The 22,909-nt window shown below is 74.9% G+C and carries 18 protein-coding genes and 1 tRNA gene; 8 read left to right on the forward strand and 11 right to left on the reverse strand.

Features of this window, described 5'->3' with window-relative positions; all coding sequences use genetic code 11:
• Nucleotides 1-258 precede the first annotated feature (258 nt).
• On the forward strand, nt 259-615 hold the full coding sequence (locus tag ACZ34W_RS14465) for a cupin domain-containing protein (protein WP_465603988.1): 357 nt from the start codon (nt 259-261) through the stop codon (nt 613-615).
• Between the two features lie 107 nt (nt 616-722).
• On the opposite strand, the gene ACZ34W_RS14470 is transcribed toward ACZ34W_RS14465, so the two are convergent.
• The 3 genes from ACZ34W_RS14470 to ACZ34W_RS14480 form a co-directional block, all read right to left on the reverse strand.
• The gene (locus ACZ34W_RS14470) at nt 723-947 is read right to left on the reverse strand and encodes a DUF6458 family protein (protein WP_329490362.1); all 225 of its coding nucleotides are present in this window, start codon (nt 945-947) and stop codon (nt 723-725) included.
• Between the two features lie 58 nt (nt 948-1,005).
• Nucleotides 1,006-1,668 carry a hypothetical protein gene (locus tag ACZ34W_RS14475; RefSeq protein WP_465603990.1) on the reverse strand — a complete coding sequence of 221 codons (663 nt, stop codon included), beginning with the start codon at nt 1,666-1,668 and terminating at the stop codon, nt 1,006-1,008.
• 172 nt (nt 1,669-1,840) lie between these two features.
• The gene (locus ACZ34W_RS14480) at nt 1,841-2,374 is read right to left on the reverse strand and encodes a hypothetical protein (RefSeq protein WP_329490364.1); all 534 of its coding nucleotides are present in this window, start codon (nt 2,372-2,374) and stop codon (nt 1,841-1,843) included.
• Between the two features lie 207 nt (nt 2,375-2,581).
• Between ACZ34W_RS14480 and ACZ34W_RS14485 the strand changes: the two genes are divergently transcribed.
• A complete protein-coding gene (locus tag ACZ34W_RS14485; RefSeq protein ID WP_465603992.1) occupies nt 2,582-3,355 on the forward strand; it encodes a dienelactone hydrolase family protein in 774 nt (257 codons plus the stop codon).
• Between the two features lie 41 nt (nt 3,356-3,396).
• On the forward strand, nt 3,397-3,864 hold the full coding sequence (locus tag ACZ34W_RS14490) for an OsmC family protein (RefSeq protein ID WP_352287520.1): 468 nt from the start codon (nt 3,397-3,399) through the stop codon (nt 3,862-3,864).
• Between the two features lie 6 nt (nt 3,865-3,870).
• On the opposite strand, the gene ACZ34W_RS14495 is transcribed toward ACZ34W_RS14490, so the two are convergent.
• Nucleotides 3,871-7,044, reverse strand: coding sequence for a putative bifunctional diguanylate cyclase/phosphodiesterase (locus ACZ34W_RS14495; RefSeq protein ID WP_329490367.1), 3,174 nt, complete (start codon nt 7,042-7,044; stop codon nt 3,871-3,873).
• A gap of 356 nt (nt 7,045-7,400) precedes the next feature.
• Between ACZ34W_RS14495 and ACZ34W_RS14500 the strand changes: the two genes are divergently transcribed.
• Both ACZ34W_RS14500 and ACZ34W_RS14505 read left to right on the forward strand, forming a co-directional pair.
• Nucleotides 7,401-10,814 (forward strand): amino acid adenylation domain-containing protein, encoded by a 3,414-nt coding sequence (locus ACZ34W_RS14500; RefSeq protein WP_465604275.1) that lies wholly within the window; start codon nt 7,401-7,403, stop codon nt 10,812-10,814.
• Nucleotides 10,811-11,620: a leucyl/phenylalanyl-tRNA--protein transferase gene (locus ACZ34W_RS14505; protein ID WP_465603995.1), complete on the forward strand. Its 810-nt coding sequence runs from the start codon at nt 10,811-10,813 to the stop codon at nt 11,618-11,620. The genes ACZ34W_RS14500 and ACZ34W_RS14505 overlap by 4 nt, the downstream gene beginning before the upstream one ends.
• Before the next feature lie 125 nt (nt 11,621-11,745).
• Here the strand turns inward: ACZ34W_RS14505 and ACZ34W_RS14510 are convergent, their stop codons facing one another.
• The 6 genes from ACZ34W_RS14510 to ACZ34W_RS14535 form a co-directional block, all read right to left on the reverse strand.
• The gene (locus ACZ34W_RS14510; RefSeq protein ID WP_380386865.1) at nt 11,746-12,891 is read right to left on the reverse strand and encodes an FAD-dependent monooxygenase; all 1,146 of its coding nucleotides are present in this window, start codon (nt 12,889-12,891) and stop codon (nt 11,746-11,748) included.
• 81 nt (nt 12,892-12,972) lie between these two features.
• Nucleotides 12,973-13,584, reverse strand: a complete 612-nt coding sequence (locus ACZ34W_RS14515; RefSeq protein WP_465603997.1) for a GTP-binding protein — start codon at nt 13,582-13,584, stop codon at nt 12,973-12,975.
• A 3-nt stretch (nt 13,585-13,587) separates the two neighbouring features.
• A complete protein-coding gene (locus tag ACZ34W_RS14520; RefSeq protein ID WP_380386868.1) occupies nt 13,588-14,013 on the reverse strand; it encodes a DUF742 domain-containing protein in 426 nt (141 codons plus the stop codon).
• Between the two features lie 7 nt (nt 14,014-14,020).
• Nucleotides 14,021-14,452, reverse strand: a complete 432-nt coding sequence (locus ACZ34W_RS14525; protein WP_465603999.1) for a roadblock/LC7 domain-containing protein — start codon at nt 14,450-14,452, stop codon at nt 14,021-14,023.
• Nucleotides 14,449-17,589 (reverse strand): nitrate- and nitrite sensing domain-containing protein, encoded by a 3,141-nt coding sequence (locus ACZ34W_RS14530; RefSeq protein WP_465604001.1) that lies wholly within the window; start codon nt 17,587-17,589, stop codon nt 14,449-14,451. Before ACZ34W_RS14530 ends, ACZ34W_RS14525 begins: the two co-directional genes overlap by 4 nt.
• Nucleotides 17,590-17,968: 379 nt before the next feature.
• Nucleotides 17,969-18,661: a FadR/GntR family transcriptional regulator gene (locus tag ACZ34W_RS14535; protein ID WP_329490374.1), complete on the reverse strand. Its 693-nt coding sequence runs from the start codon at nt 18,659-18,661 to the stop codon at nt 17,969-17,971.
• A 202-nt stretch (nt 18,662-18,863) separates the two neighbouring features.
• Between ACZ34W_RS14535 and ACZ34W_RS14540 the strand changes: the two genes are divergently transcribed.
• The 3 genes from ACZ34W_RS14540 to ACZ34W_RS14550 all read left to right on the forward strand — a co-directional run bounded on the left by ACZ34W_RS14540 (nt 18,864) and on the right by ACZ34W_RS14550 (nt 21,300).
• Entirely contained in the window at nt 18,864-20,612 is a 1,749-nt protein-coding gene (locus tag ACZ34W_RS14540) for a 2-isopropylmalate synthase (RefSeq protein ID WP_465604003.1), read from the forward strand.
• Nucleotides 20,609-21,091, forward strand: coding sequence for a YbaK/EbsC family protein (locus ACZ34W_RS14545; protein WP_329490376.1), 483 nt, complete (start codon nt 20,609-20,611; stop codon nt 21,089-21,091). Before ACZ34W_RS14540 ends, ACZ34W_RS14545 begins: the two co-directional genes overlap by 4 nt.
• Before the next feature lie 140 nt (nt 21,092-21,231).
• Nucleotides 21,232-21,300: transfer RNA gene (locus ACZ34W_RS14550), tRNA-Glu, on the forward strand.
• A gap of 22 nt (nt 21,301-21,322) precedes the next feature.
• On the opposite strand, the gene ACZ34W_RS14555 is transcribed toward ACZ34W_RS14550, so the two are convergent.
• Complete coding sequence (locus tag ACZ34W_RS14555) at nt 21,323-22,789, reverse strand: MFS transporter (RefSeq protein ID WP_465604006.1); 1,467 nt, start codon at nt 22,787-22,789, stop codon at nt 21,323-21,325.
• Nucleotides 22,790-22,909: the final 120 nt, after the last annotated feature.

Here is a 22,909-nt window from a genome sequence, read left to right on the forward strand (position 1 = left end):
TTCGAGCCGTGCGGGTCGAGTCCGGCGCCGGGCGGCGTGAGCCGGATCCTGCCCTCAGGCCGGGGGAGAAGCGGGCGGGCAGCCACCGCGAGCCCTGATCGTGTTGGTCAGGTGCCCGGCCCCGTCAGGGCCGGGCGCCTCCGCACCCCGCGGTCGCGCGACGTCCCGACCGGTCACCCGGAAGGTGCGGGCGCCCGCTGCCTGGCTACCTCGTACGATCGGGTGCTTTCCGATCGTACGAGGAGTCCTTCTTTGGAGATGTTCCGCTTCGACCGCGCCGAGAAGGTCGTCGACCGCTACGACAGCCTCGGTGCCACCGCGACGCCGGTCGTCGCAGGCGGGGAAACCGTCCACCTGACCTGCCTGGTCATCGAACCGGGCGGGATCATCGGCGCCCATCCGGCTCCGGTGGGTCAGCTCTTCCTGGTGATCGCGGGCGATGGCTGGGTGGCGGGCGCCGACGGGCAACGGGTGCCGGTGTCGGCCGGTGACGGCGTCCGCTGGGAGCCGGGCGAGGAGCACGCCTCCGGCACGGCCACCGGCCTCACGGCCCTTGCCGTGGAGGGCCCGTCGCTGCTCCTCCTCGCCACTCCCGGCCCGCGCGCGACCTCCTGAGGCGGCTCCGGCTCCGGCCTTCGCCGCGAACGCCCTTCCGCCGCCGGCCCGTAGAGGACGGGCCGGCGGCGGAAGGGCGTTGGTGAAGGTCTGCGGACGGTGCCGATTCAGGCGCCGTCGTAGTAGCGGCGCTCCTCCACCACCGGGTCGACCCCGCCGACGACCGGTCGGCGGCGGCGCAGGGCGCGGGCGTAGACGACCAGGCCGAGCAGGCCGGCCACCATCAGGACGATGCCGACGACATCGACGTTGACGCCCGAGAGGTGCCAGTCGACGGCGAAGGTGAGGATGGCGCCCAAGGCGAAGACGATGATGCAACCGCCGATACCCATGGCGGTCTCCTTCCCGTTCTCGGAAGGGCCGGCCGGGGCCGGCGGGGCGGGTGTGGGGTCAGGCGAGCAGTCGGTCGAGGACGGCGCGGTAGTCGCGCATCGCCAGTCGGAGCTGCTCGGTGCGGGCGCCGGGCTCCTCGTCGGGGGTCCGGCAGCCTTCGCGCAGGTCCTCCAGGCGTCGGCGGGCGGCCTCGGCGACCAGGTCGGCGGTTCGGCTGACCAGGCTGTCGGCGGCGGCCGCCGAACCGGCGGGGTCGTCCACGAAGGCGATCTGGGCGCGTTCCCACTCGGCCCGTGCCTCCTGGACGGCGGTGGTGTCCAGCCAGGGGCCCAGGCCGGCGGCCGGTCGGCCGGGGGCGGCGGGCGCGGTCGGAGCGACCGTCTCGCCGGTGGGCGCGGTCGGGGCGGCCGCGCCCGGCGCCGGCGGTGCGGTCGGGGCGGCGGGGACGGCGTCCGGGGCGGGCGCCGCGTCCGGCTCCGCGGGTCGGACCGCCGGGAACTTCTGGAGCGAGGCGACGTCCGGCCGGTCCTCGGACCGCTCGGCCGTGCCGGCGGTGGCCGGTGCGGGGCCGTGCCCGGCGGCGTGCCGGGGGTGGCCGGACCGGCCGCCGGCGTGGGTGCCGGCGTGGCGCGGGTCGGCGGCGTGGTGGACCCGGCCGTGACCGGTCCGGTCGTCGTTGCCCTGGCCGTTCTCGCTGCGGTGCTGCTCGATGCGGGTCATCGTCTCCTCCTCGGACTGACGTCGTACGGATGCGTCCGGACCGGCCCGGATACGTACGGCGGCCGTACGGGCCGGTGGCGTACGGGCCGGTGGTGTACAGGTCGGCGCTGTACAAGTGCTGTGCGGATACGGATGCGGGTGCGCTGTGCGGGTGGGGTACGGACGGGGCGGGTCAGTGGCGGGCGAGCGCGCCGGTGCGCTCCTCGTGGAGCAGTTCCACGATCAGGTCGCGGACGGCGATCACGGAGCAGCGCAGTTCCTCGCTGTCCGCGCCCGGGTTGTCCAGGGCCCGGCGGGCGTCGCGGTAGGCGGGCAGCCGCGCCGCGTGGTCGACGGAGAGGACCTCCGGACGGCCCTCGCCCGGGTAGCCCATGTCGGTCAGCAGGGAGTCCAGCAGCCGCGCCGTACGGACGGCGGACTGGCGCGGGTCCTCGACGAACAGGGCTTGCAGGCCGCGCAGTTCGGCCAGGTACCGGTCGCGGTCGGCGGCCTCGACCGGGACGGTCTTCACCCGGCGGCGCAGCGCCAGCCGGTCGGTGAGGTCGTGCTCGGCCGCCCGGACGTCGCCCTCGTGGACCAGGACGGTGCGGTCGTACTCCGGCCCGAACCGTGCGCGCAGTCGGTGCGAGCGCAGCCGGGGGGCCAGGACGGCGAAGAGTGCGGCCGCCGCGATGACCGCGACAATGACGATCTGAAGAGGATCCATCTCCGCTCCTTTCGGCGGCGGGCCGCCGGTGCGGCCGCCGGGCCCTCGCTTTGCCCGTCCGGCGCCCGGCAAACCCCCCTGGGTGGTGCGCGGCTGTCCCGCCGTCGCCCGAGCGGCCGTCAGATGCCCGTCCAAGCGCGGTGCCGGTACGGTTCCCGGGTACACGACCGACCGCGCCCCGGCGGCGACCAGAAAGGCCACGAACCCATGCGCTTCCTCGTGGAGGAGACCTCTGACGGCGTCTCGGAACGCCGCTTCACCCACGGCGACGTCCCCGGTGTGCTCTGGACGCCCGCCGGTGCCGTCGGTGGCCGCCCGCTGGTGCTGCTGGGCCACGGCGGTGGCGGGCACAGCCGGACGCCGGTCCTGGCGGCCCGCGCCCGCCGCCTGGTGACGGAGTACGGCTTCGCGGTCGCGGCCGTGGACACGCCCGGCCACGGGGACCGGCCGCGATCCGCGCGGGACGCCTGGTTCGAGGCGGAGATCGGCGCGCTGCTGGCTGCGGGCGAGCCGCTGAGCCGGGGGATCGCCGAGCACACGGCGGCCCTCGCGGAGCGGGCGGTGCCCGAGTGGCGGGCGGTGCTGGACGCGCTGGGCGGGCTCGACGAGGTCGGCGCGGAGCACCCGGTGGGCTACTGGGGCCTGTCGCTGGCCAGCGTGGTCGGCCTCCCGCTGGTGGCGGCGGAACCGCGGATCGCCGCCGCCGTCCTGGGCCTGGCCGGCCACGAGTCGCTGACCGGGGCGGCGGCCCGGGTCACCGTCCCGGTCCGGTTCGTGCTGCAGTGGGACGACGAACTGGTCGTGCGCACGGCGGGGTTCGCGCTGTTCGACGCCCTGGGCTCGGCGGAGAAGACCCTGCACGCCAACCCCGGCGGCCACGCGGGTGTGCCCGCGGCGGAGCTGGAGAGCGCGGCGCGGTTCCTCGAGCGGCACCTGCGCGTACCCGTGGCGCCGGGCCTCCCGGCCGGCTCCGTATTCTGAAGCGCCGCCGGGCAGGCCGGAGCCGTACGAGAGGGATGACGATGGAACAGCAGCAGTCCGAGCGCGGGCTCGTCGTGGTGAGCGAGAGCGGCGTCGGCCGCTACGGCCAGCAGGTCCGGGCCGGCCGCCACGAGCTGGCGGCCGACGAGCCGGGGCCGGTGGGCGCCGACAGCGGGCCGAACCCCTACGACCTGCTGCTGGCCGCGCTCGGCAGCTGCACCTCGATGACGGTGCGGATGTACGCGGAGCGCAAGGGCTGGCCGCTGGAGAAGGTCACCGTCGCGCTGCGGCACGAGCGGGTGCACGCCGAGGACTGCGCGGAGTGCGAGAGCGGGCACGGGCTGGTCGACCGGATCACCCGGGAGATCCGGCTGGACGGCGCCCTCGACGCCGAGCAGCGCCGGCGGCTGCTGGACATCGCGGAGAAGTGCCCGGTGCACCGGACGCTGACCGCCGGCGTCGTGGTCAGCACCACGGAGGTGCCGCCGGAGGCCGCCGCCCGGGGCTGAGGGCCGTCACGACTGCCGCTGGCCGGCCAGGTCGACCTCGCCCCGGACCAGGGCGCCGGCCTGGTCCGGCGTCAGCGGGCGGGCGAAGAGGTAGCCCTGGCCGAGCGGGCAGCCCATGGCGGCGAGCAGGTCGCGTTGCTCGGTGTTCTCGATGCCCTCGGCGATGACCTGGACGCCCAGCGTGTCGGCGATCCGGGTGATGCCCTCGACCAGCGCGTACTGCTGCTGCGACATCCCGAGCCCGTCGATGAAGGACTTGTCGATCTTCAGGATCGAGATCGGGAACTCCCGCAGGTAGGAGAGCGAGGAGTAGCCGGTGCCGAAGTCGTCGATCGCGATGCCGACGCCCAGCTCCTCGCTCAGCGTGCGCATGTCGGTGTGCACCCGCTCGTCGCGCCGCATCAGCACCGACTCGGTCAGCTCCAGCACCAGCGCCTCGGGGGCGATCCCGGAGGCCCGTACCGCGGCGCGCACGACGTCGACGAAGCCGGCGTCCCGGAACTGCCGGGCGGACACGTTCACGTTGACCCGCAGGGGTGGCCGGCCGGTGGCGCGGCGGCGGTCGGCGGTCAGCCGCTGCCAGCCGGCGGCCTCGTGCGCGGCGCGTTCCAGGACCCAGGCGCCGAGCGGCACGATCTGGCCGCTCTCCTCGGCGAGCGCGATGAACTCGTCGGGCAGGACCATCCCGCGCCGGTCGTGCGGCCAGCGGACCAGTGCCTCGAAGGCGACCAGCTCGCCCGTCGCCAGGTCGACGATCGGCTGGTAGTAGAGCTTGAACGCGGACTCGGCGATCGCGACGTCCAGGTTCTCGTTCAGCTCGTGCCGCTCCACCAGCCCGGCCTGCAGGGCGGGCTGGTAGTGGCACCACTGGCGCTTGCCGGCCGACTTCGCCGAGTACAGCGCCAGGTCGGCGTGGGTGAGCAGCTCCGCCGAGTCCACGCTGTCCTCGGTGGTCGCCACCCCGATGCTCGCGGTCACCCGGACGGCGCCCGCGCTCAGCTTGAACGGTTCGACGAAGGCGGCCAGCACGCTGTCCGCGATCGCGCCGACGTCCGCGGGGCGCACCGCGTCCTCCACCAGCACCGCGAACTCGTCGCCGCCGAGCCGGGCAGCCGTGTCGGAGGTGCGCAGCGCGGTGGAGACCCGCAGCGAGACGGCGACCAGCAACTCGTCGCCGACCGCGTGGCCCTGGGTGTCGTTGACCACCTTGAAGTCGTCCAGGTCGATGAAGAGCACGCCGGTGACCGCCCCGCTGCGCTCGCCCCGGGAGAGCGCGTGGCCGACCCGGTCCTGGAAGAGCACCCGGTTGGCCAGGCCGGTGAGGGAGTCGTGGAAGGCCCGGTGGGTGAGCTCGCGCTCCATCTGCCGCTGCTCGGTGACGTCGCGCAGGGTGAGCACCAGGCCGCCGACGGTCGGATCCCCGCGCAGGTCGTTGCAGCGCACCTCGGCCTCGATCGGGGTGCGGTCCTGGCGCAGCAGGCGCCAGTGCTCGCGCTGCTGCTCGCGGCTGTCGCCGGTGCGGACCCCGCCGTCCGGGCCGCGCATCCGGGCCAGCGCGCTGCCGACGGTGCGGCTGTCCTCGGGCGGGACGAGGTCCGTGATCAGGACGCCGTCCAGGTCGGCGTAGCCGAGGACGCGTTCGGCGGAGGACGAGGCGTAGCGGACGCCGTCGTCGGCGTTGAGGATCAGGATGACGTCGCTGGCGCTCTGCACCAGGGTGCGGAAGTAGGCCTCGCTGTTGCGGCGGGTGATCTCCTGGCTCAGCATGACGCGCTCGACGGCCAGCGCGGCCTGGGCGGCCAGGATCTCCAGTGAACTCCAGAGGCTGGTCAGCTCCTGCTCGGTGCCGGTCACGATGAGGGCGCCGATCAGCGGGTCGCCGGAGGGGCGCTCGGCCAAGGTGAGCGGGCAGAGCAGTGCGCAGGGCATGCCGTCGAAGCGGGCGGCGAGATCGGTGCCGATGTCCTCGACGGGGAGTAAACGGGTCTCCCGGACGGCCGCCAGGGCGAGCACCTCGTCCGAGTCGGAGCCGTCGTGCAGGTGGTGCTGGGCGGGGCCGCGCTCGGCGTGCCGGATGTGCAGGACGCCGGCCTCGCTGACCGCGAGCAGGGCGACGTGGCCGCGCTCGGTGGGCATCAGGGTGGAGGCGGCCCTCTGGACGGCGTCGGCCACCTCCTCGACGGTGACGGCGGCGGTGAGCGAGGCGCCGGCCTCGCGCAGCACGCGCTCCCGGGCGATGGCCTCGCGCCGGGCGCTCACCACGAGCGCGAGGCGCGCCAGCACGAGCAGGAAGAGCAGCGCGGAGAAGGCGCCGATCACCCCGGCGTTGTGGGTGTTGCCGTTGATCGACTCGACGATCAGGATGGTCGGCGCGACCAGCGAGGCGGCGGCGAGCAGGGCGAGCCGGCCCCGCCCGAGATCGACCTGCTGGGTGGGGACCGGTTTGGTGAGCTCGACCATCGAGGGGTGCAGGGCGGCCGCGCCCCAGGCGGTGTAGAAGGCCGCCCAGCCGAGGTCGACCGGGCTTCCGATGCGCCAGTTGCCGTGCAGCACGATGAGCCCGTACAGGATGTCGGAGATCAGCAGGCCGACCGTGCCGATGGTGAGCAGCTGGAGCGCGCGGCTGCCGCCGCCGCGTGGCGCCAGCAGGCGCAGCAGCAGCGCGAGGACCACCACGTCGCCCAGCGGGTAGGCGATCGAGACGGCCTTCTGGAACCAGCCGAGGTCCGGGTTGCGGGCGTACGGGAGGATCAGGTAGATCCAGGCGAGCAGGGCCAGGCCCATGGTCAGGATGAGGGCGTCCAGCAGGCTGGCGCGGTCCTGGTGGGCCGTGCGCCAGCGGATGAAGCCCAGCACGCCGGCCGCGTAGAGCAGGTACTCGGCGAGGTAGAAGCCGTCGGCGACGGAGGGGAAGGGGCTGCCCAGGTGCAGGAACTGCATCTGGATGACCTGGACGACCTCGCCGGCGGTGAAACTGAGGTTGGCGAGGGCGAGCAGGTACCAGAACAGCCGGTGCGCCGGGCGGTTGAGGTGGACACCCACCACGATGGCCGCTACGCCGCCGAGGCCGATGCCGGTCCACCAGATGATCCGCTGGGTCGGGTTGCTGTAGTAGATGCAGGTGAACAGCACCATCCACGACAGGTAACAGACCATCAGGCGTTGTCGCCGACGTGTCAAGGACGCTACCTCCTCCGCGACATCACTGCGCCGGTCCGGCGGTGACTTCGGGCGAGGACGGGATCTGCCGGGGCAGGTCCGGGGGATGTGCTCGGGGTTGTGCTCGGGGTTGTGCTCGACTTCCTCGAAAGGTGTACTCGGGTACGACCGTAGGCCCTGTCGGGGGAGTCCGCTCGGGGTAGCCCGCGGTTTCCGGGCAGCGGCCCCGTCCGTCCGGTGGCTTTCGGCCGGACGTTCGGAACGGTCCTTCGGTGCGTATAGTCGGAAATGTCGCACCTCCCAGCATTCTGCCGCCACACCACGAGGTCAAGCCGGTGGACGACGCAGTCGACAGCGCACAGGGCGCGCGCCCGGATGTGAATTCCGGGCGCCACGCCGTGGTGCGGAACGAAGACGGTCAGTATGCGATCTGGCCCGGTGACTTCACCGTGCCGGGCGGCTGGCACACGGTGTTCGGGCCGGCCGGCCTCGCGGACTGCCGGGCCCGTGTCGAGCGCGAATGGCGCTGGGCCGGGCTCGGGCTCCCCGGGCCCGGCGGCGCCGGCCGGGGCCCGGCCCGGGCCGGGTTCTCGGACACCGTGCACGGACTGTTCCGGGCCCGGGCCGCCCACGACCCGGACGCGGTCGCCCTGCTCACCGAGGACGGCGAGCTGAGCTACCGCGAGCTCGACCTGCGCAGTGACCGGCTGGCCGCCGTCCTGCGGGCCCGGGGCGTCGGGCCGGAGCGGGTGGTGCCGGTCTGCCTGGAGCGCGGGGCGGCCCTGGTCACGGCCTGGCTCGGCGTGCTCAAGGCCGGTGGGGCCTTCCTGCCGCTGGACCCGGCGCACCCGCAGCGGCGGCTCGCGCAGCTCGTGGTGGACTGCCGGGCGGTGGTGGTGGTGGCGGAGCACGGGCGGCACTTCGCCGGGGTCCCGGTGGTCGGCGCCGACGCGGCCGGACCGGACGGCGACCCGCGCCCGGGCACCGCGGAGACGCCCCCGGGCACCGCCGCGGATCCGGCGGAGGACCCGGTCGAGGACGGCGTCCCGGTGCCGGACCCGGCCGTGCCGGACGACCTGGCGTACCTGATCTACACCTCCGGCACCACCGGCACCCCCAAGGGCGTACCCGTCACCCACCGCTCGCTGGTCTTCACGCTCGACCGGGTGATCCGCGCCTACGAGCTCACCGCGCGTGACCGGGTGCTGCAGCTCGCCGCGCTGGGCTTCGACACCTCGCTGGAGCAGGTCTTCGCCGCGCTGCTCAGCGGCGCGACCCTCGTCCTCGGCGGCGCCCGGACCTGGGCGCCCACCGAGCTGGTGCACCGGATGCGCGAGCTCAGGCTGACCGTCGCCGACCTCACCCCCGCCTACTGGCACCACGTGCTCGCGCTGCTCCCCGAGGGCGGCCCGGCCCCCGAGGGCCTGCGGCTCGTCGTGGTCGGCGGGGACACCGTGCACACCGACGACAGCCGCGACTGCCTGGCCCGGCTGCCCGGCGTCCGGCTGGTCAACGCCTACGGGGTGACCGAGGCGGCCGTGACCTCCACGCTCTGCGAGGTCACCCCGGCGGTGCTGGGGCCGGCCGGCGGGGGCGGGCTCGGCGCGGCCCCCGTCCCGATCGGCAGGCCGCTGCCCGGGGTGCGGCTGCACCTGCTGGACGCCCGGCTGAGCCCGGTGCGGCCCGGCGAGAAGGGCGAGATCTACCTGGGCGGCCCCGGCCTGGCCCGCGGCTACTGGCGGGCCCCCGGGCTCACGGCGGAGGCCTTCCTGCCAGACCCCTACGCGCCCGTCCCCGGCGAGCGGATGTACCGCACCGGCGACGCCGGCCGCTGGCGGCCCGACGGTCAGCTGGAGATCCTCGGCCGCTTCGACGACCAGGTGAAGGTCCGCGGCTACCGGGTGGACCCGGCCGAGGTGGAGTCGGTGCTCGCCGCCCACCCGGACGTGCGGCAGGCCCGGGTCGCCGCCGACGGCGCCGCGGACGGCACGCACGTGCTGACCGCCTACTACACGCTCGCCGACCGGGACGGCTCCGGCGCCCGGGCCCGGCGGTCCCAGATCCGCGACTACCTCGCCGAGCGGCTGCCGGACTTCATGGTCCCGGCCGACTTCGTCCTCCTCGACAGCATGCCGCTCACCGCCGCCGGCAAGATCGACCGGCGCCGGCTGCCGCGCACCGCGCCGCAGCTCCAGCGGCGCGCGGGGCGCGACGGCGAGGGCACCGTGGAGGCTCGCGGCGCCGACACCCGGTCCGACGCTCCCGACGGTGCCCGCCGCGCCGCGGGCCCGCTCGCCGACGGCTCCGGGAGCGCGATCGAACCCGCCGTCGCGCACCTCTGGTCCGAGCTGCTCGGCGTCGAGGAGGTCGGGCCCGCCGACGACTTCTTCGCCCTCGGCGGCAACTCGCTGCTCGCCATGGAGATGCTGGCCCGGGCCCGGATCATGTTCGGCATCGACGTCACCAGGATCCGCTTCCTCACCCGCTCGCTGCTGCGCGACGCCACCCTGCGGGCCTTCGCGACCGCCACCCAGTCCGCCCGCGCCGGCGGCAACGGCTTCGGCGAGGCGGCCGTCGACTGGACGGCCGAGGCCGAACTCGGCACCCCCGTACGGCAGTCCTGGCGCCCCGCGCCCTCGCGCGCCGAACCGGCCGAGATCCTGCTCACCGGCGCCACCGGCTTCTGCGGCGCCCACCTGCTCGCCGCCCTGCTGGACACCACCGGGGCACGTGTCCACTGCCTGGTCCGCGCCCCCGACGAGGAGCACGCGCTGGAGCGCATCCGGGCCGCCCAGCAGCGGTACCTGCGCAAGGACGTGCTGGACGGCCGGGTGGTCCCGCTGGTCGGGGACCTCGCCGAACCGCTGCTCGGGCTCTCCCAGCACCGCTTCGAGGCGCTCGCCGACAGCCTGGACGCGATCCACCACCTCGGCGGGCAGGTCAACTTCATCTACCCGTACCACCAGTTGCGCGGCCCCAACGTCGGCGGCACCCGGGAGGTCGTCCGGCTGGCCGGGCACTCGCGGGGCATCCCGGTGCACTACCTCTCCACGCTCGCCGTGCTGGCCGGCTTCGGCCCGGCGGGTGTCGGCGAGGTGACCGAACGGACGCCGCTGGCCCACCCGGACCGGCTCGCGGTCGGCTACGTGGAGAGCAAGTGGGTCGCCGAGCAGCTGCTGCACAACGCGGCGGCGGCCGGGCTGCCGGTCACCGTGCTGCGGACCAACGACGTCACCGGCGACCTCACCACCGGGGTGATGAACACCGGCACGGAGATCTGCGCGCTGATCAAGTACATCGCCGACAGCGGGAGTTGCCCGGACGTCCGGCTGCTGCTCGACTTCGTCCCGGCCGACCGGTTCAGCCGCGCCGTCGCGCACATCGCCCGGCACGCCCCCGCGATCGGCGAGGTCTACCACATCACCTCGCCGCGCCCCGCCGTGCTCGCCGACCTCGCCGAACGGCTGCGGGCGCGCGGCCACCCGGTGGAGCAAGTCCCGTACAAGGCCTGGGTCGAGGACCTCGTCCGGTTCGCCGCCGGGCACCCCACCCACCCGATGACCCCGTTCGTGCCGCTCTTCGTGGACCGCAGCCCGGGCACCGAACTGTCCATCAGCGAGATGTACTTCCGGCCGACATTCCCGCTCTTCGACCGGGCCAACACCGACCAGGCGCTGGTGGGCAGCGGGATCGAGCTCCCGGCGGTGGACGACGCCTTACTCGACCGCTACCTGGAGCAGTTGACCGCGGAGGGCTTCCTGATGCCCCCGGCGGGGGTGGTCCGGCGGTGAGCGGGGGCGGCGGCGACGGGGCTTTCGGCGACGGGGCTTTCGGCGACGCCGTGTTCGGGGGCCTGGACGTGCGGCGCGCGCCGGGGGACGGGCCGGTGGCGTTCGGGGCGCGGCTCGGGCCGGACGTGCTGCTGGCGGCCTACCGGCACGGGCTCTTCCCGATGCCCGCCGCCGACGACTACGCGAGCGCCTTCAACGAAGTCCGATTCGAGGAGGCGGTGGCGGCGGGGGAGGTGGCGCTGCTGCCCGGCGCCGAGGACGACCCCTACGCGCTCGCCTGGTGGTCGCCCGACCCCCGCCCGGTGCTCGCCCCGGACGCGGTGCACGTCGGGAGCCGGCTCGCCCGGCGGCTGCGGAACGGCCGGCGGTGGTGGACCAGCGCCGACCGGGCCTTCCCGCGCGTGCTCGAAGCCTGCGCGCAGGCACGCCAACCCTCCTGGCTCGTCCCGGAGCTGCGTGACGCGCTGGTCGAACTCCAGCGGCGCGGCGCCGCCCACAGCGCCGAGGTCTGGGAGGGCGAGGAGCTGATCGGCGGGGTCTTCGGGGTGGCCGTCGGCCCGGTGCTCAGCCTGGACTCGATGTTCCACCGCCGCTCCGACGCCGGCCGGGTCGCGGTGGCCGACCTCGCCGCGCGGTTCGCCGACGCGGGCGGGCGCCTGCTGGACGCCCAGTGGGACTCGCCCCACGTCCGCGCGCTCGGCGCCGCCGCCGTCCCGCGCGAGCGCTACCTGGCCGAACTGGCCGCACCGGCCGAGGTCGGTCCGCTGGCCACCGCGATGCTCCCGGCGGCCCGGCTGGGCCGGTGACCGCGGCCGCCGGTCCCGCGGTGGAGGCGGCGGAGGCGCCGGGGCGGCCGACGACGCGGCCCCGCCCGGGAGGTTCCCGGCGGGGCCGGCCGGTCGGTGACGTCGGCCGGGCGAACGCCCCGGCGTCAGTACGGCTGGACGAGGACGTGCGCGGCGCCCGGGATGCCGACCTTCAGCAGCTCGTCCTCCTCCGGGGTGGTCGGCGTGCCGGTCTCCTGCTTCAGGACCGCCCGCGAGAGCGCCTGCACCCACATCGCGCGCGGCCGGCGGCGCTCCTCCCAGGCGGCGAGCGCGGCCGCGACGTCCGTGGCCGGGTCCTCGACCGCGTCCAGGCTCTGGGCCAGCACCAGCGCGTCCTCGACCGCCATCGCCGCGCCCTGCGCCAGGTGCGGGGTGCTCGCGTGCGCGGCGTCGCCGGCCAGCACCACCCGGCCGACGTGCCACGGCTCCTCGACACTGACCTGGGAGATCCGCGAGTAGACCACCGCGGCCGGGTCGGTGACCAGCGCCAGCGCCTCGGCGACCGGGCCGCCGAAGCCGGTCAGCCGTTCGGCCAGCTGCTCGTGGGCGCGCTCCTCGTCCGGGCGGAAGTCCGCCGGCTCGGCGAACACCGATCCCAGGTACATCAGCTCGTCGGTGATCGGGGTCAGCAGCGCCTTCGCCCGCTGGTTCCCGGCGGACATCACCACGCCCTGCACCTCGGGCGAACGCGGCAGCGTCACCCGCCAGTTGGCGAATCCGGTGTACTCGGGCAGGTACTTCTCGCCGTACAGCCGGCGGCGCAGCGGCGAACCGATCCCGTCGAAGCCGACCACCAGGTCGTAGCGGCCGTGGTGGCCGTCGGTCAGGGTGACGTCGACGCCCGCGCCGTCGTCGGTCAGTTCGGCGATCGTGGTGCCGAAGCGGAGGGTGGCACCGGCGGCGGTGGCGGCGTCGCCCAGCACCCCGGCCAGGGCGGGGCGCGGTATGCCGTTGTTGGACGGGGCGTCACCCATCCGGGGCTGCGGGATCTTGGCGAGGGTGGCGCCGGACGGGTCGCAGATGGTCAGCACCTCCCACTCGAAGCCGGCCGCCAGGCAGGCCTCCAGCACGCCGATCTCGCGCATCACGTGCAGGGCGTTGGACGGCTGGATGATGCCGACGCCGAGCGCCTCCAGGCCGTCGCGCAGCTCGGCCACGTCGACCCGGTGGCCGCGCCGGGCGAGCGCGGTGGCCAGGGTCAGGCCGCCGATGCCGCCGCCGTGGATCAGTACGCGCAGGGGTGAGGTCATGACGGGGGTCTCCCAAGGGGGTCGGTGCGGGCGGTGCGGTGGGCTCGGGTGCGGGGTGGTCGGGTACGGGGCGGGCCGGGGTCAGCCGACCGGCGCGGGCCGGGCGGCGGAGAGGTCCATCAGGTGGTCGACCAGGGCCAGCAGGAGGTCCCGGCCGAAGCCGCGGTCGCGCACGTCGCCGAGCAGCATCGGGACCTGCGGGTCCAGGTCCAGGGCGCCCCGGATCTCGTCCGGCGTCCGGGTGTTCTGCCCGTGGAAGCAGTTGATCGCCACCACGAAGGGGATGCCCCGGCTCTCGAAGAAGTCGATCGAGGCGAAGCTGGTCTCCAGCCGGCGGGTGTCGGCGATGACGACGCCGCCGAGCGCGCCGTTCACCAGGTCGTTCCACATGAACCAGAAGCGCTCCTGGCCGGGGGTGCCGAACAGGTAGACCACCAGGTCGGGGCTGACCGTGATCCGGCCGAAGTCCAGGGCGACGGTGGTGGTGTCCTTGCTGTCCACGCCGGACAGGTCGTCGACGCCCACGCTGGCACGGGTCAGGTACTCCTCGGTGCGCAGCGGGGCGACCTCGCTGACCGAGCCGACCAGGGTGGTCTTGCCGACGCCGAAGCCGCCCGCGATGAGGATCTTCACGGCGGACGGCGCGGTGGCGCCGGAGGCGGAGGAGGAGGGAAGGGGTGCGGTCGGTGCCATGGTTCAGAGTCTCCGGAGTCCTTCGCGAACGGCCGTCAGCAGGCCGAGGTCCAGGCCCCCGCCGGCCCGGGCCACCGAGAGCGGCGCCCGGGCCAGCAGCAGGCCCTGGGAGATCAGGTCGCCCAGGAGGATCTTGGTGACCGAGATCGGCAGGTCCAGCTCCGCCGCCACCTCGGCGACGGCGGCCGGACGCCGGCAGCGGTCCAGGATCATCCGGTGCTCGGGCTGGAGCCCGCGCGGCCCCGAGCGGGAGGAGCCCCGCGCCAGGACGGTGCGGGCCTCCTCCGACACGGTGGTCAGCACGGTGATCAGGGTGAGGTCGTCGCGCTCGGGCGCGGTGCGGCCGCGGGTGATGGTGTACGGGCGCACCATCGTGCCGGCACCGTCGTCCTCGTCCTCGTCGGGCACCTCGCTCCAGTGCGGGATCACCGGGGCATCAACCCCGGTTCCTGGCCGCGAAGGCGTCGAAGTCGCTGCGCGCCGGCGTGCTCAGCTTCTGGCCGACCTGCTGGACCAGGGTGTGCATGGCCACCGACATCACCTCGGCGTCCACCTCCTGGGAGGCGACCACGGCCAGGTGGGTGCCCTGCGCCGCGGCGATGATGAACAGCCAGACCTCGGACAGCTCGACGATCACCTGGTGCACCGGCCCGCCGTCGAACAGCTGGCCGACGCCCCGGGCGAGGCTCTGCTGGCCGGTCGCGACGGCGGCCAGCCGCTCGGCGTCGGCCCGCTCGATGGTGCGGGAGTGGCTGACGACCAGGCCGTCGTCGGAGAGCAGCACGGCGTTTCTGGTCCCGGCCACCGAGTCGACGAGTCCGTCCAGCAGCCAGTCCAGGTCCTGGTGGGTGGCGATCGTGCGGTTCATGACTGGTCATCCGTCCTAGTGGTTCGGGGATCCGCGGCGGGCAGGGCCCAGGGGGCCGGGTCCGGTGCGGGCGCCGGGGAGCCGGCGGATCCGGTGGGGGGCGCCGGGCGGGAGCCGCGGGTGAAGACGTCGGGCCCGGGGAGGTGGACCTCGCCGGAGTCCTGGCCGCGGGCCACCCGGGACTGTCGCTGGAAGGCGCCGATGGCCGCGCCCGAGCGGCGCGGGGGGCGCTGGAACGCGCCGGCCGAGCCGATCGGCGTGCCGAAGGAGCCCGGCATGCCCGGCGCTCCGGTGACGCGCTCGCCGGGCGCCGGGGCCGGCGGCGGGACGCGCAGCTCGGCGGCCAGGCTGGCCTGGCGAACCCGCTGCGGCAGCGGCGCCTGGCCGTCGGCCGGCTCGCTGAGCGGCACCGTCGAGGCGTACTCGCGCCGCTCGGCGAGGCGGTAGTGGTCGGCCGGGCGGTACTGCTCGTCGGCGTAGGGGGCCTCCGCGGGCGTCACCTTGGCGTAGGCGATGTCCGGGTAGGCGGGGGCGTCCTGGGCGGGGGTGTCCCGGGCGGAGGCGTCCTGGAGGGGCGTCTCCTGGGCGGGCGTCCGGGCGAGCGGCTCCTGGGCGGGCGCGGCGTACTCCGGGGTGCCGTCGGCGGGCGCGGCGTACTCCTGGCCCCCGTAGGCGTCCGTGCCGTACCCGTTCGTCCCGTAGCCGTCGGTGCGGTACCCGTCGGTGCCGTACTCGGCGCCGCCGTCGCCGGCCGTGCCGTACCCGCCGGCGCCGTACCCCGCGCTGCCGTAGCCGGCCGAGGCGTCGACCGGGGAGCTGTGCTCGACCGGCTGCTCGGGCGCGGGCGGCTGGATGTACTCGACGTGCGCGAACGCCTCGGCCGAGTTCTCCGCGGCCGCGGTCGCGACCAGGACGGTCTCCGGCGGCTCGATCGCCGGCGGGGCCGTCGCGACCGCCGTCGCCACGGTGGCCTCCCGGTCCGCCGGCCGGGCGTGGGCCGGGGGCCCGGCGAGGGCGGCCGGCGCGGTCCTGCGGGTGCGCCGGGCGAGCGGGATCGGCTCGACCGGGGTGGCGTCCGGCAGCCCGGCGTCACCGTCGATGACCAGCTCGTCGGGGACGAGCACGACCACCCGGGTGCCGCCGAAGGCCGACGGGCGGAACTCGATCCTCAGGTTGGAGTTGGCGGCCAGCCGGGCGACCACGTAGAAGCCGAGGCGGATGTCGTCCGCCCGGGCCAGCACGTCCATCCGGGGCGGACGGCTCATCAGCTCGTTGGCCGCGTCGTACTGCTCCGGGTCCATGCCGAGGCCGCGGTCCTCGATCTCCACCGCGAGTCCGCGGCCGACCATCGCGGCACGGACCTCGACCGGCGTCGGCGGCTTGGAGAAGCTCGCGGCGTTCTCCATCAGCTCGGCGATCACGTGCGCGACCGGGCCGACGGCGCGCTCGGAGAGCCACGGGTGGCCCTCGACGTCCAGCATGATCCGCCGGTAGTCCTGCACCTCGCTCTGGGCGGCCCGCAGCACGTCCAGCAGCGGGACCGGCTTGCGCCAGCGCCGCTGCGGCTGGCCGCCGGCCAGGATGACCAGGTTCTCCTCGTAGCGCCGCAGGCGGGCGGTGAGGTGGTCGAGGTCGAACAGGCCCTCCAGCACCTCCGGGTCCTCGTGCTTGCGCTCCAGCTCGTCCAGCTTGCGCAGCTGCTGACCGATCAGCAGCTGGGTGCGGCGGGCGATGCGCTGCAGCAGCCGCTCGAAGCCGCGGTGCTGGTCGGCCTGCCGGACGGAGGTCTCCAGCGCGGAGGTGCGGGCCAGGTTGAGCGCCTGGCCGAGCTGGGCCAGCTCGTCGGTGCCGTTGCCGTGCGGATCGGCGGTGATGGCGCGGCTCTCGGCCTCGACGTCGACCTGCTCGCCCCGCGAGAGGCGCTCCACGACCTCGGGCAGCGTCCGCTCCAGCTCCTCGGCCTGGGTGTGCAGCGCCTTGATCCGGCGGCGCAGCGAGCGGGTCAGCCGCCAGCTGGTGAGGATCACCGCGACGACCGCGACCAGGCCGATGACGGTGGTCAGCACGAAGGCGGTGAGCAGTGAGAGGAAGGAGCCCTTGCCGACCTCGACGATGCCGTCGGTGCGGGTCTCGATCGCCTTCACCAGCTCCGGGTTGAGCTGGTCGAGCGCCTGGCGCCACTGGTCCTGGGCGGCCGGGAGCTTGACGGCGCCGCTCGGATCGGCCGGGGTGGCCCTGATCAGCGACTGCTCCACGGAGGCCTTCGCCTGCCAGGCGGGGCTGGTCATGACGTCCTGCCAGGCGGCGGCCTCGGCGGCCGGCACGTACGGCACGACCTGCACGGTGAACAGGTGGTCCTGCGCGCCGATCGCCTGCTGGACCTGCTGGTAGTCGCCGGCGGTGAGCTTGCCGGACGGCCAGCCGCGGGCCAGCAGGGCGTCCTCGCGGGCCAGCATCTCCTTGGCCCAGAAGGCGTTCACCAGGGTCTTGGAGATCCAGGTGACCTCGCCGTTGTCGACGTGGCTCAGCGCGGTGAACAGCCGCAGGTCGACGGCGATCAGGTCGGTGTAGTAGGTGAAGGCGGTCTGCTGGTCGACGGCGGCGCGGTCGATCGCCGCCCGCTGCTCGGCCAGCTTGCCCATCGCCTGCCGGGCCTCGGTGACCGCGGTGCGCACCTCGGTGGGCGCGCTGTCGGCGGTCTCGTCGGAGAGCGACTGGAACTGGCGCACCGCGTCGTCGGTGAGCTGTCGCTGGCGGCGCAGCGCGTCGGTGACGCTGCCGGGCCGGGCGAGCGCCTCGGCGCTGAGCCGGCGCTCCTCCTGGAGGTTGTAGTAGACGTGGTTGGACGGCTGCCCGGCCTTCTGGGCCAGCAGGCCCTGGGCCGCCTGGCGCTGGAAGTCGAGGAAGGTCTGGCCGCTGGTGACCGCCCAGAGGGCGGCGAGGGCGAGACTGGGGACGACGGCCAGGACGAGCAGCGCCGTCCGCAGGGACAGGCGCGGACGCCTGCGGGGGGACTTCGGCGTCGGGGGCCGCCGATTCGCACGCGCGCGCAGAGCTGACTCCTTGGGACTGGCGGCCGGCCTGGTGGGGCCGAACCGTCCGGGGGCACGAGCTTTTGACGAAGTGATACTAGTCATACGGTGTGATAGGAGTGAAAACTCGTTCGCTGCCTGGACGGTGTGCGCACACAGTCTTAACACACCGTCATCGGGTCGTTAATGATCGGTGAACGAAGGAGCCGTGCGGGGCGCGGCGCTCCAGGGCTCCGGCGGCCGGCCGCCGATGCGCCGTGATCGTGTGCGGAGCGTGCCTCCCGATTGCCCGCCCGGCCGGGGGGTGGCTGCCCTGCCGGTGCGGCCGCGACTGCCCGAACGGGTGCTCGTGGAGGCGGGCTGACGGGGGATCGGGGCGGGGGGCCGGCCGGCCAGTCGGGCAGCCCCGGCGGCTCGGGCGATTCAGGTGGCTCGGGCGGCTCGGGGGCTCGGGTGGCTCGGGCGGCTCGGGGGCTCGGGTGGCTCAGGCGGCGAGCAGGCGGGTCAGGGTCGAGGTCAGTTCGTCCGCCAGGACCTGCCCGGCCGCCTCCGCGTCGCGCCGGCGGACGGCCTCCACCAGCTCCGCGTGGGTCGCGTAGCCGTGGTGCGGATCGCCCTCGCGCAGCCCCAGCAGTCCGACCAGCTCGACCAGGCGCTCCCGGAGTACCGGGACGAACTCGGCGAACAGATCGGAGAGCACCGGATTGTGGGCGGCCGCCACCACCGTCGCGTGCAGGGCGATGTCCGCGTCCACGAAGGCGGCGTCGTCCGCCGCGCCCGCCGCGTGGCGGGCGGTCAGCGCCCGGTCGAGCGCCGCCTCGTCGGCCTCGTCGTGCCGGACGGCGGCCAGCCGGGCCGCCTGGACCTCGATCATCGCCCGCACCTCGTACACGTGCGCCAGCTCGGCCCGGCGCAGCCGCGCCGACCAGTCCTCGCCCGGCCGGTCCGCCGTCACGAACACCCCCGAGCCCTGGCGGCTCTGCACCATGCCGGCGCCCGCCAGCGCGCGCAGCGCCTCCCGGACGGTGGACCGGCCGACGCCCAGCTCCTTGGCCAGGGCCACCTCGCCGGGGAGCTTGCCGCCGACCGGCCACTGCCCGGCCGCGATCTGCTCGGCGATCCGCCGGGTCGCCTGGTCGACCAGGGGGGAGGGGCGCAGCGGGTCGAGCGGAGACATCGCGTTCACCTGTCAGGTTGTCTGAGGACTTGGTTCACGGTTACGGTACCCCGCATGAAGTCGTGGAGTCTCCTTCCCGGCTGCCTTCGCGGTGGCCTTCTTGGTGGCCGCAGCGGGGTCTGACCGGACCGGCACCCCGCTGCGGGGCGCCGTGCTGCCGGTTCGTCCTCCGGTGCAGAACCCGAGACGAAGGACTTCCCCCATGCCATTCCCCACGCTCCGCACCCCCGCCGGGCCCGTACCGGCCGCCGCCCCCGACTGGAATCCGCAGCGCGGCAGCGCCATGCCGTTCCAGCGCTACCGCCCCGCCCACGAGCGGGTCGAGCTGCCCGCCGGCGACCGGCGGCAGTGGCCCTCCCGGCGGATCGAGCGGGCTCCGCTCTGGGTGCCCGTCGACCTGCGCGACGGCAACCAGGCGCTGGCCGAGCCGATGGACCCGGCGCGCAAGCAGCGGATGTTCGACCTCTTCCTGGCCATGGGCTTCAAGGAGATCGAGGTCGGCTACCCCTCCGCCAGCCGGACCGACTTCGACTTCGTCCGCCGGCTGGCCGACACGCCCGGGGCCGTCCCCGAGGACGTCACCGTGGTGGTCTTCACCGCCGCCCGCGCCGACCTGGTCGAGCGGACCTTCCGCTCCGTCGAGGGGCTGCCCCGGGTGGTCGTGCACCTCTACACCGCCACCGCGCCGATCTGGCGCGGCGTGGTGCTCGGCCGCGGCCGGGCGGAGGTGCGCGCCCTGGTCACCGAGGCCGCCGAACTGATGGCCCGGCTGGCCGAGGGCCGCCCCGGCGTCCGCTTCGAGTTCTCGCCGGAGGTGTTCAACCTGACCGAGCCGGACTACGTCCTGGAGGTCTGCAACGGCCTCACCGAGCTGTGGGACGCGAGCCACGACCGGCCGGTGATCCACAACCTGCCCGCCACCGTCGAGATCGCCACCCCCAACGTCTACGCCGACCAGATCGAGTACGTGCACCGCCACCTGGCCCGGCGGGAGTCGGTGATCCTCTCCGTCCACCCGCACAACGACCGCGGCACCGGGGTCGCCTGCGCCGAACTCGCCCTGCTGGCGGGCGCGCAGCGGGTCGAGGGCTGCCTGTTCGGCAACGGCGAGCGGACCGGCAACGTCGACCTCGTCACGCTGGCGCTCAACCTGCACACCCAGGGCGTCGACCCGATGATCGACTTCTCGGACATCGACGAGATCCGGCGCACGGTCGAACACGTCAACCGGCTGCCCGTGCACGAACGCCACCCCTACGCCGGCGACCTCGTGCACACCGCCTTCTCCGGCACCCACCAGGACGCCATCCGGAAGGGCTTCGCGCACCACGCCAAGGCGGCGGCCGACCTCGGCCTGCCACCGGGCCGGGCCCCGTGGGCCGTTCCCTACCTGCCGATCGACCCGGCCGACCTCGGGCGGGACTACGAGGCGGTGATCCGGGTCAACAGCCAGTCCGGCAAGGGCGGGATCGCCTACCTGCTGCAGACCGGGCACGGGCTGGAGCTGCCCCGGCGGCTCCAGATCGAGTTCGCCCGGGTGGTCCAGGAGTCGGCCGACGACAGCGGCCGCGAGGTCGGGGCCGACGAGCTGTACGCGCTGTTCCGCTCCCACTACCTGGACGCGGCCCCGGCCGTCGACTGGCGCACCGGGGAGGAGGACGGCCGCCACTGGGCCGAGGTCGGCGGGCACCGGGGCGAGGGCAACGGCCCGCTGGACGCCGTCACCGCCGCACTGCGCGCCGCCGGGACGGCCGTCGACATCCTCCGCTTCACCGAGCACGCCGTGCGCACCGGGCCCGACAGCGACGCCGTCGCCTACGTCGAGGCGCGGGTGGCGGGGCAGGTGGTCTGGGGCGCCGGCCGGGACTCCTCCGTCCTCGTGGCCGGGGTCCGGGCCGTGCTGAGCGCCGTCGGCCGGGCGGCCGCGGGGCACGGGAGGATGCCGGTATGACACCCTCCCTCCCCACCCGGAGCCAGGCGGTCGCCGACGCCCTCGCGGCGGCCGGCCTGCCCGGCGAGATCCGCGTCCTGCCCGACTCCGCGCGCACCGCCGCCGAGGCGGCCGCCGCCCTCGGCTGCGAGGCCGGGGCCATCGCCAACAGCCTGGTGTTCAGCTGCGACGGCGCTCCGCTGCTGGTCATGACCAGCGGGGCGCACCGCGTCGACACGGCCTACCTGGCCGGGCGGCTGGGCACCGGCCCGATCGTCCGGGCGAGCGCCGCCGAGGTCCGCGAGGCCACCGGCCAGGCCATCGGCGGCGTCGCCCCGGTGGGCCACCCGGCGCCGCTGCGCACCGTGGTGGACGAGGCGCTGGCCGGGTACGAGCTGCTCTGGGCGGCCGCCGGACACCCGCACACCGTGGTGCCGATGACCTACGACGAACTGCTCCGGCTCACCGGCGGCACGCCGTCGGCGGTGGTCGCGCCCTAGCCTCCGGTCCCCTGGCGCCGCGCGCGCGTGGCGTCAGGGGGCGGGCGACGGGGTCGATTTCACCTTTGGATCATCCCTTGGTAGTTTCTTCCTCGTCGGCGGGACGAGATCGCGGAAGTGATCGGAAGCCCGGCGGTCAGGCGTCGGTGGTGCAGTGGTAGCACGCCCGCTTTCAGCGGGAAGGGTTCGTTCGATTCGGGCCCGGCGCTCGGACGTGCAGGGCGGGAGTCGTCATCGGCTCCCGCCCTCGCTGCTTTCCCGGGGGCCTTCGCTCCGGGGCTCTTCCGTCATCGGCTCCCCGCGTCCGGGTTCTTTGGGTCCCGGGGCCGAGGCGCGGGCGACCAGGAGCAGGAACAGCCCGCACAGCGCCACGAGCAGCCAGCCGGGCCGCGACGCGACGGCCAGGCCGTCCGGGCCGACCCCCACCACCAGGCCGCCCGCGACCGCGATGCCGATCGCCGCGCCGACCTGACGCGCGGTGGAGGTGATCGCCCCGGCCACCCCGGCCCGGGACGGCGGCAGACCGCCGACCGCGGTGTTGGTGATCGGCGCGTTGGCGAAACCGAAGCCGACACCGATGAGCAGGTAGGCCGCCAGGAGCAGCGGGACACCGGTGTCCGGGCCGAGATCCACCAGACAGAGACCGCCCGCGGCGACGAACCCGCCCGCCAGCAGGAGCGGCCGCCTCGGCCCGAACCGCGCCACCAGGGAGCCGGACCACGGCGCGCACACCGTCGCCCCGAGCGCCATCGGCAGGGTCGCCGCCCCGGTGGCCAGCGCCGTCCAGCCCCGGGCGTGCTGGAGGTACAGCGTGTTGAGCAGCAGGCTCACGTTCAGGGCGACGAACAGGGCCACGGCGCCCAGGGCCGCCATGGCGAACGGCATCCGGCGGAAGAGCGCGAGGTCCATCAGCGGCTCGGGCCGGCGCAGCTCGACCCGGGCGAACCCGGCGGTGGCGAGCGCCGCCACCGCGCAACCGGCCACCGCCGCAGGAGAGGTCCAGCCGATCCGGGGGCCCTCGATGAGCACGGCCACCGCACTGCCCAGGGCCAGCACCAGCAGCGACTGGCCGGGGAGGTCGAGCCGCCGGGCGCGCTGCCCGTGCGACTCCGGCACGAACACCGCCACCAGGACGAGGGCGGCGAGGATGACCGGCGCGTTGATCCAGAACACCGAGCGCCAGCCGAAGGCCGCGATGAGCGCCCCGCCGGTGACCGGCCCGGCCGCCATGCTGAGCCCGAAGACGGACGCCCAGACGCCGATCGCCCGGGCCCGCTCCCGGGGGTCGGGCATCGTGTTCACCACGATCGCCAGGGCGACCGGGCTGAGCATCGAGGCACCGACCCCCTGGGCGGCCCGGGCCGCGACGAGGAAGCCGAGCGAGGGCGCCACCGCGCAGGCGAGCGAGGCGAGGCCGAAGACGACCAGCCCGGTCCGGAACACGCGCCGGCGGCCGAAGCGGTCCGCGAGGGCGCCGGCCGAGATCAACAGACCGGCCAGGACGACGGTGTAGGCGTCCACGACCCATTCCAGCCCGCTGGTGCCCACCGCCAGCCCGCGCCCGATCTCGGGCAGGCCGACGTTGACGATGGTGGTGTCCAGCCCGACCAGGAGCATGCTCAGCGCGCAGACGGCGAGCACCGTCCACCGTCGGCGGATGCTCAGTGCGGGTCGATCAGCCAGGATTGTCGTGGTCACGGGCCCACCTTCGGTTCGGTAACGTCTGCGGCCCCATGCTCGGACCGGGCGGCAGCGCCGGCCCAGCATCTTTGCGAAGACCGCAAAAACGCGCTCCGGCCCGCCCGAGGGGCCGGACGG

This window comes from Kitasatospora sp. NPDC022856 (genome assembly GCF_055561235.1).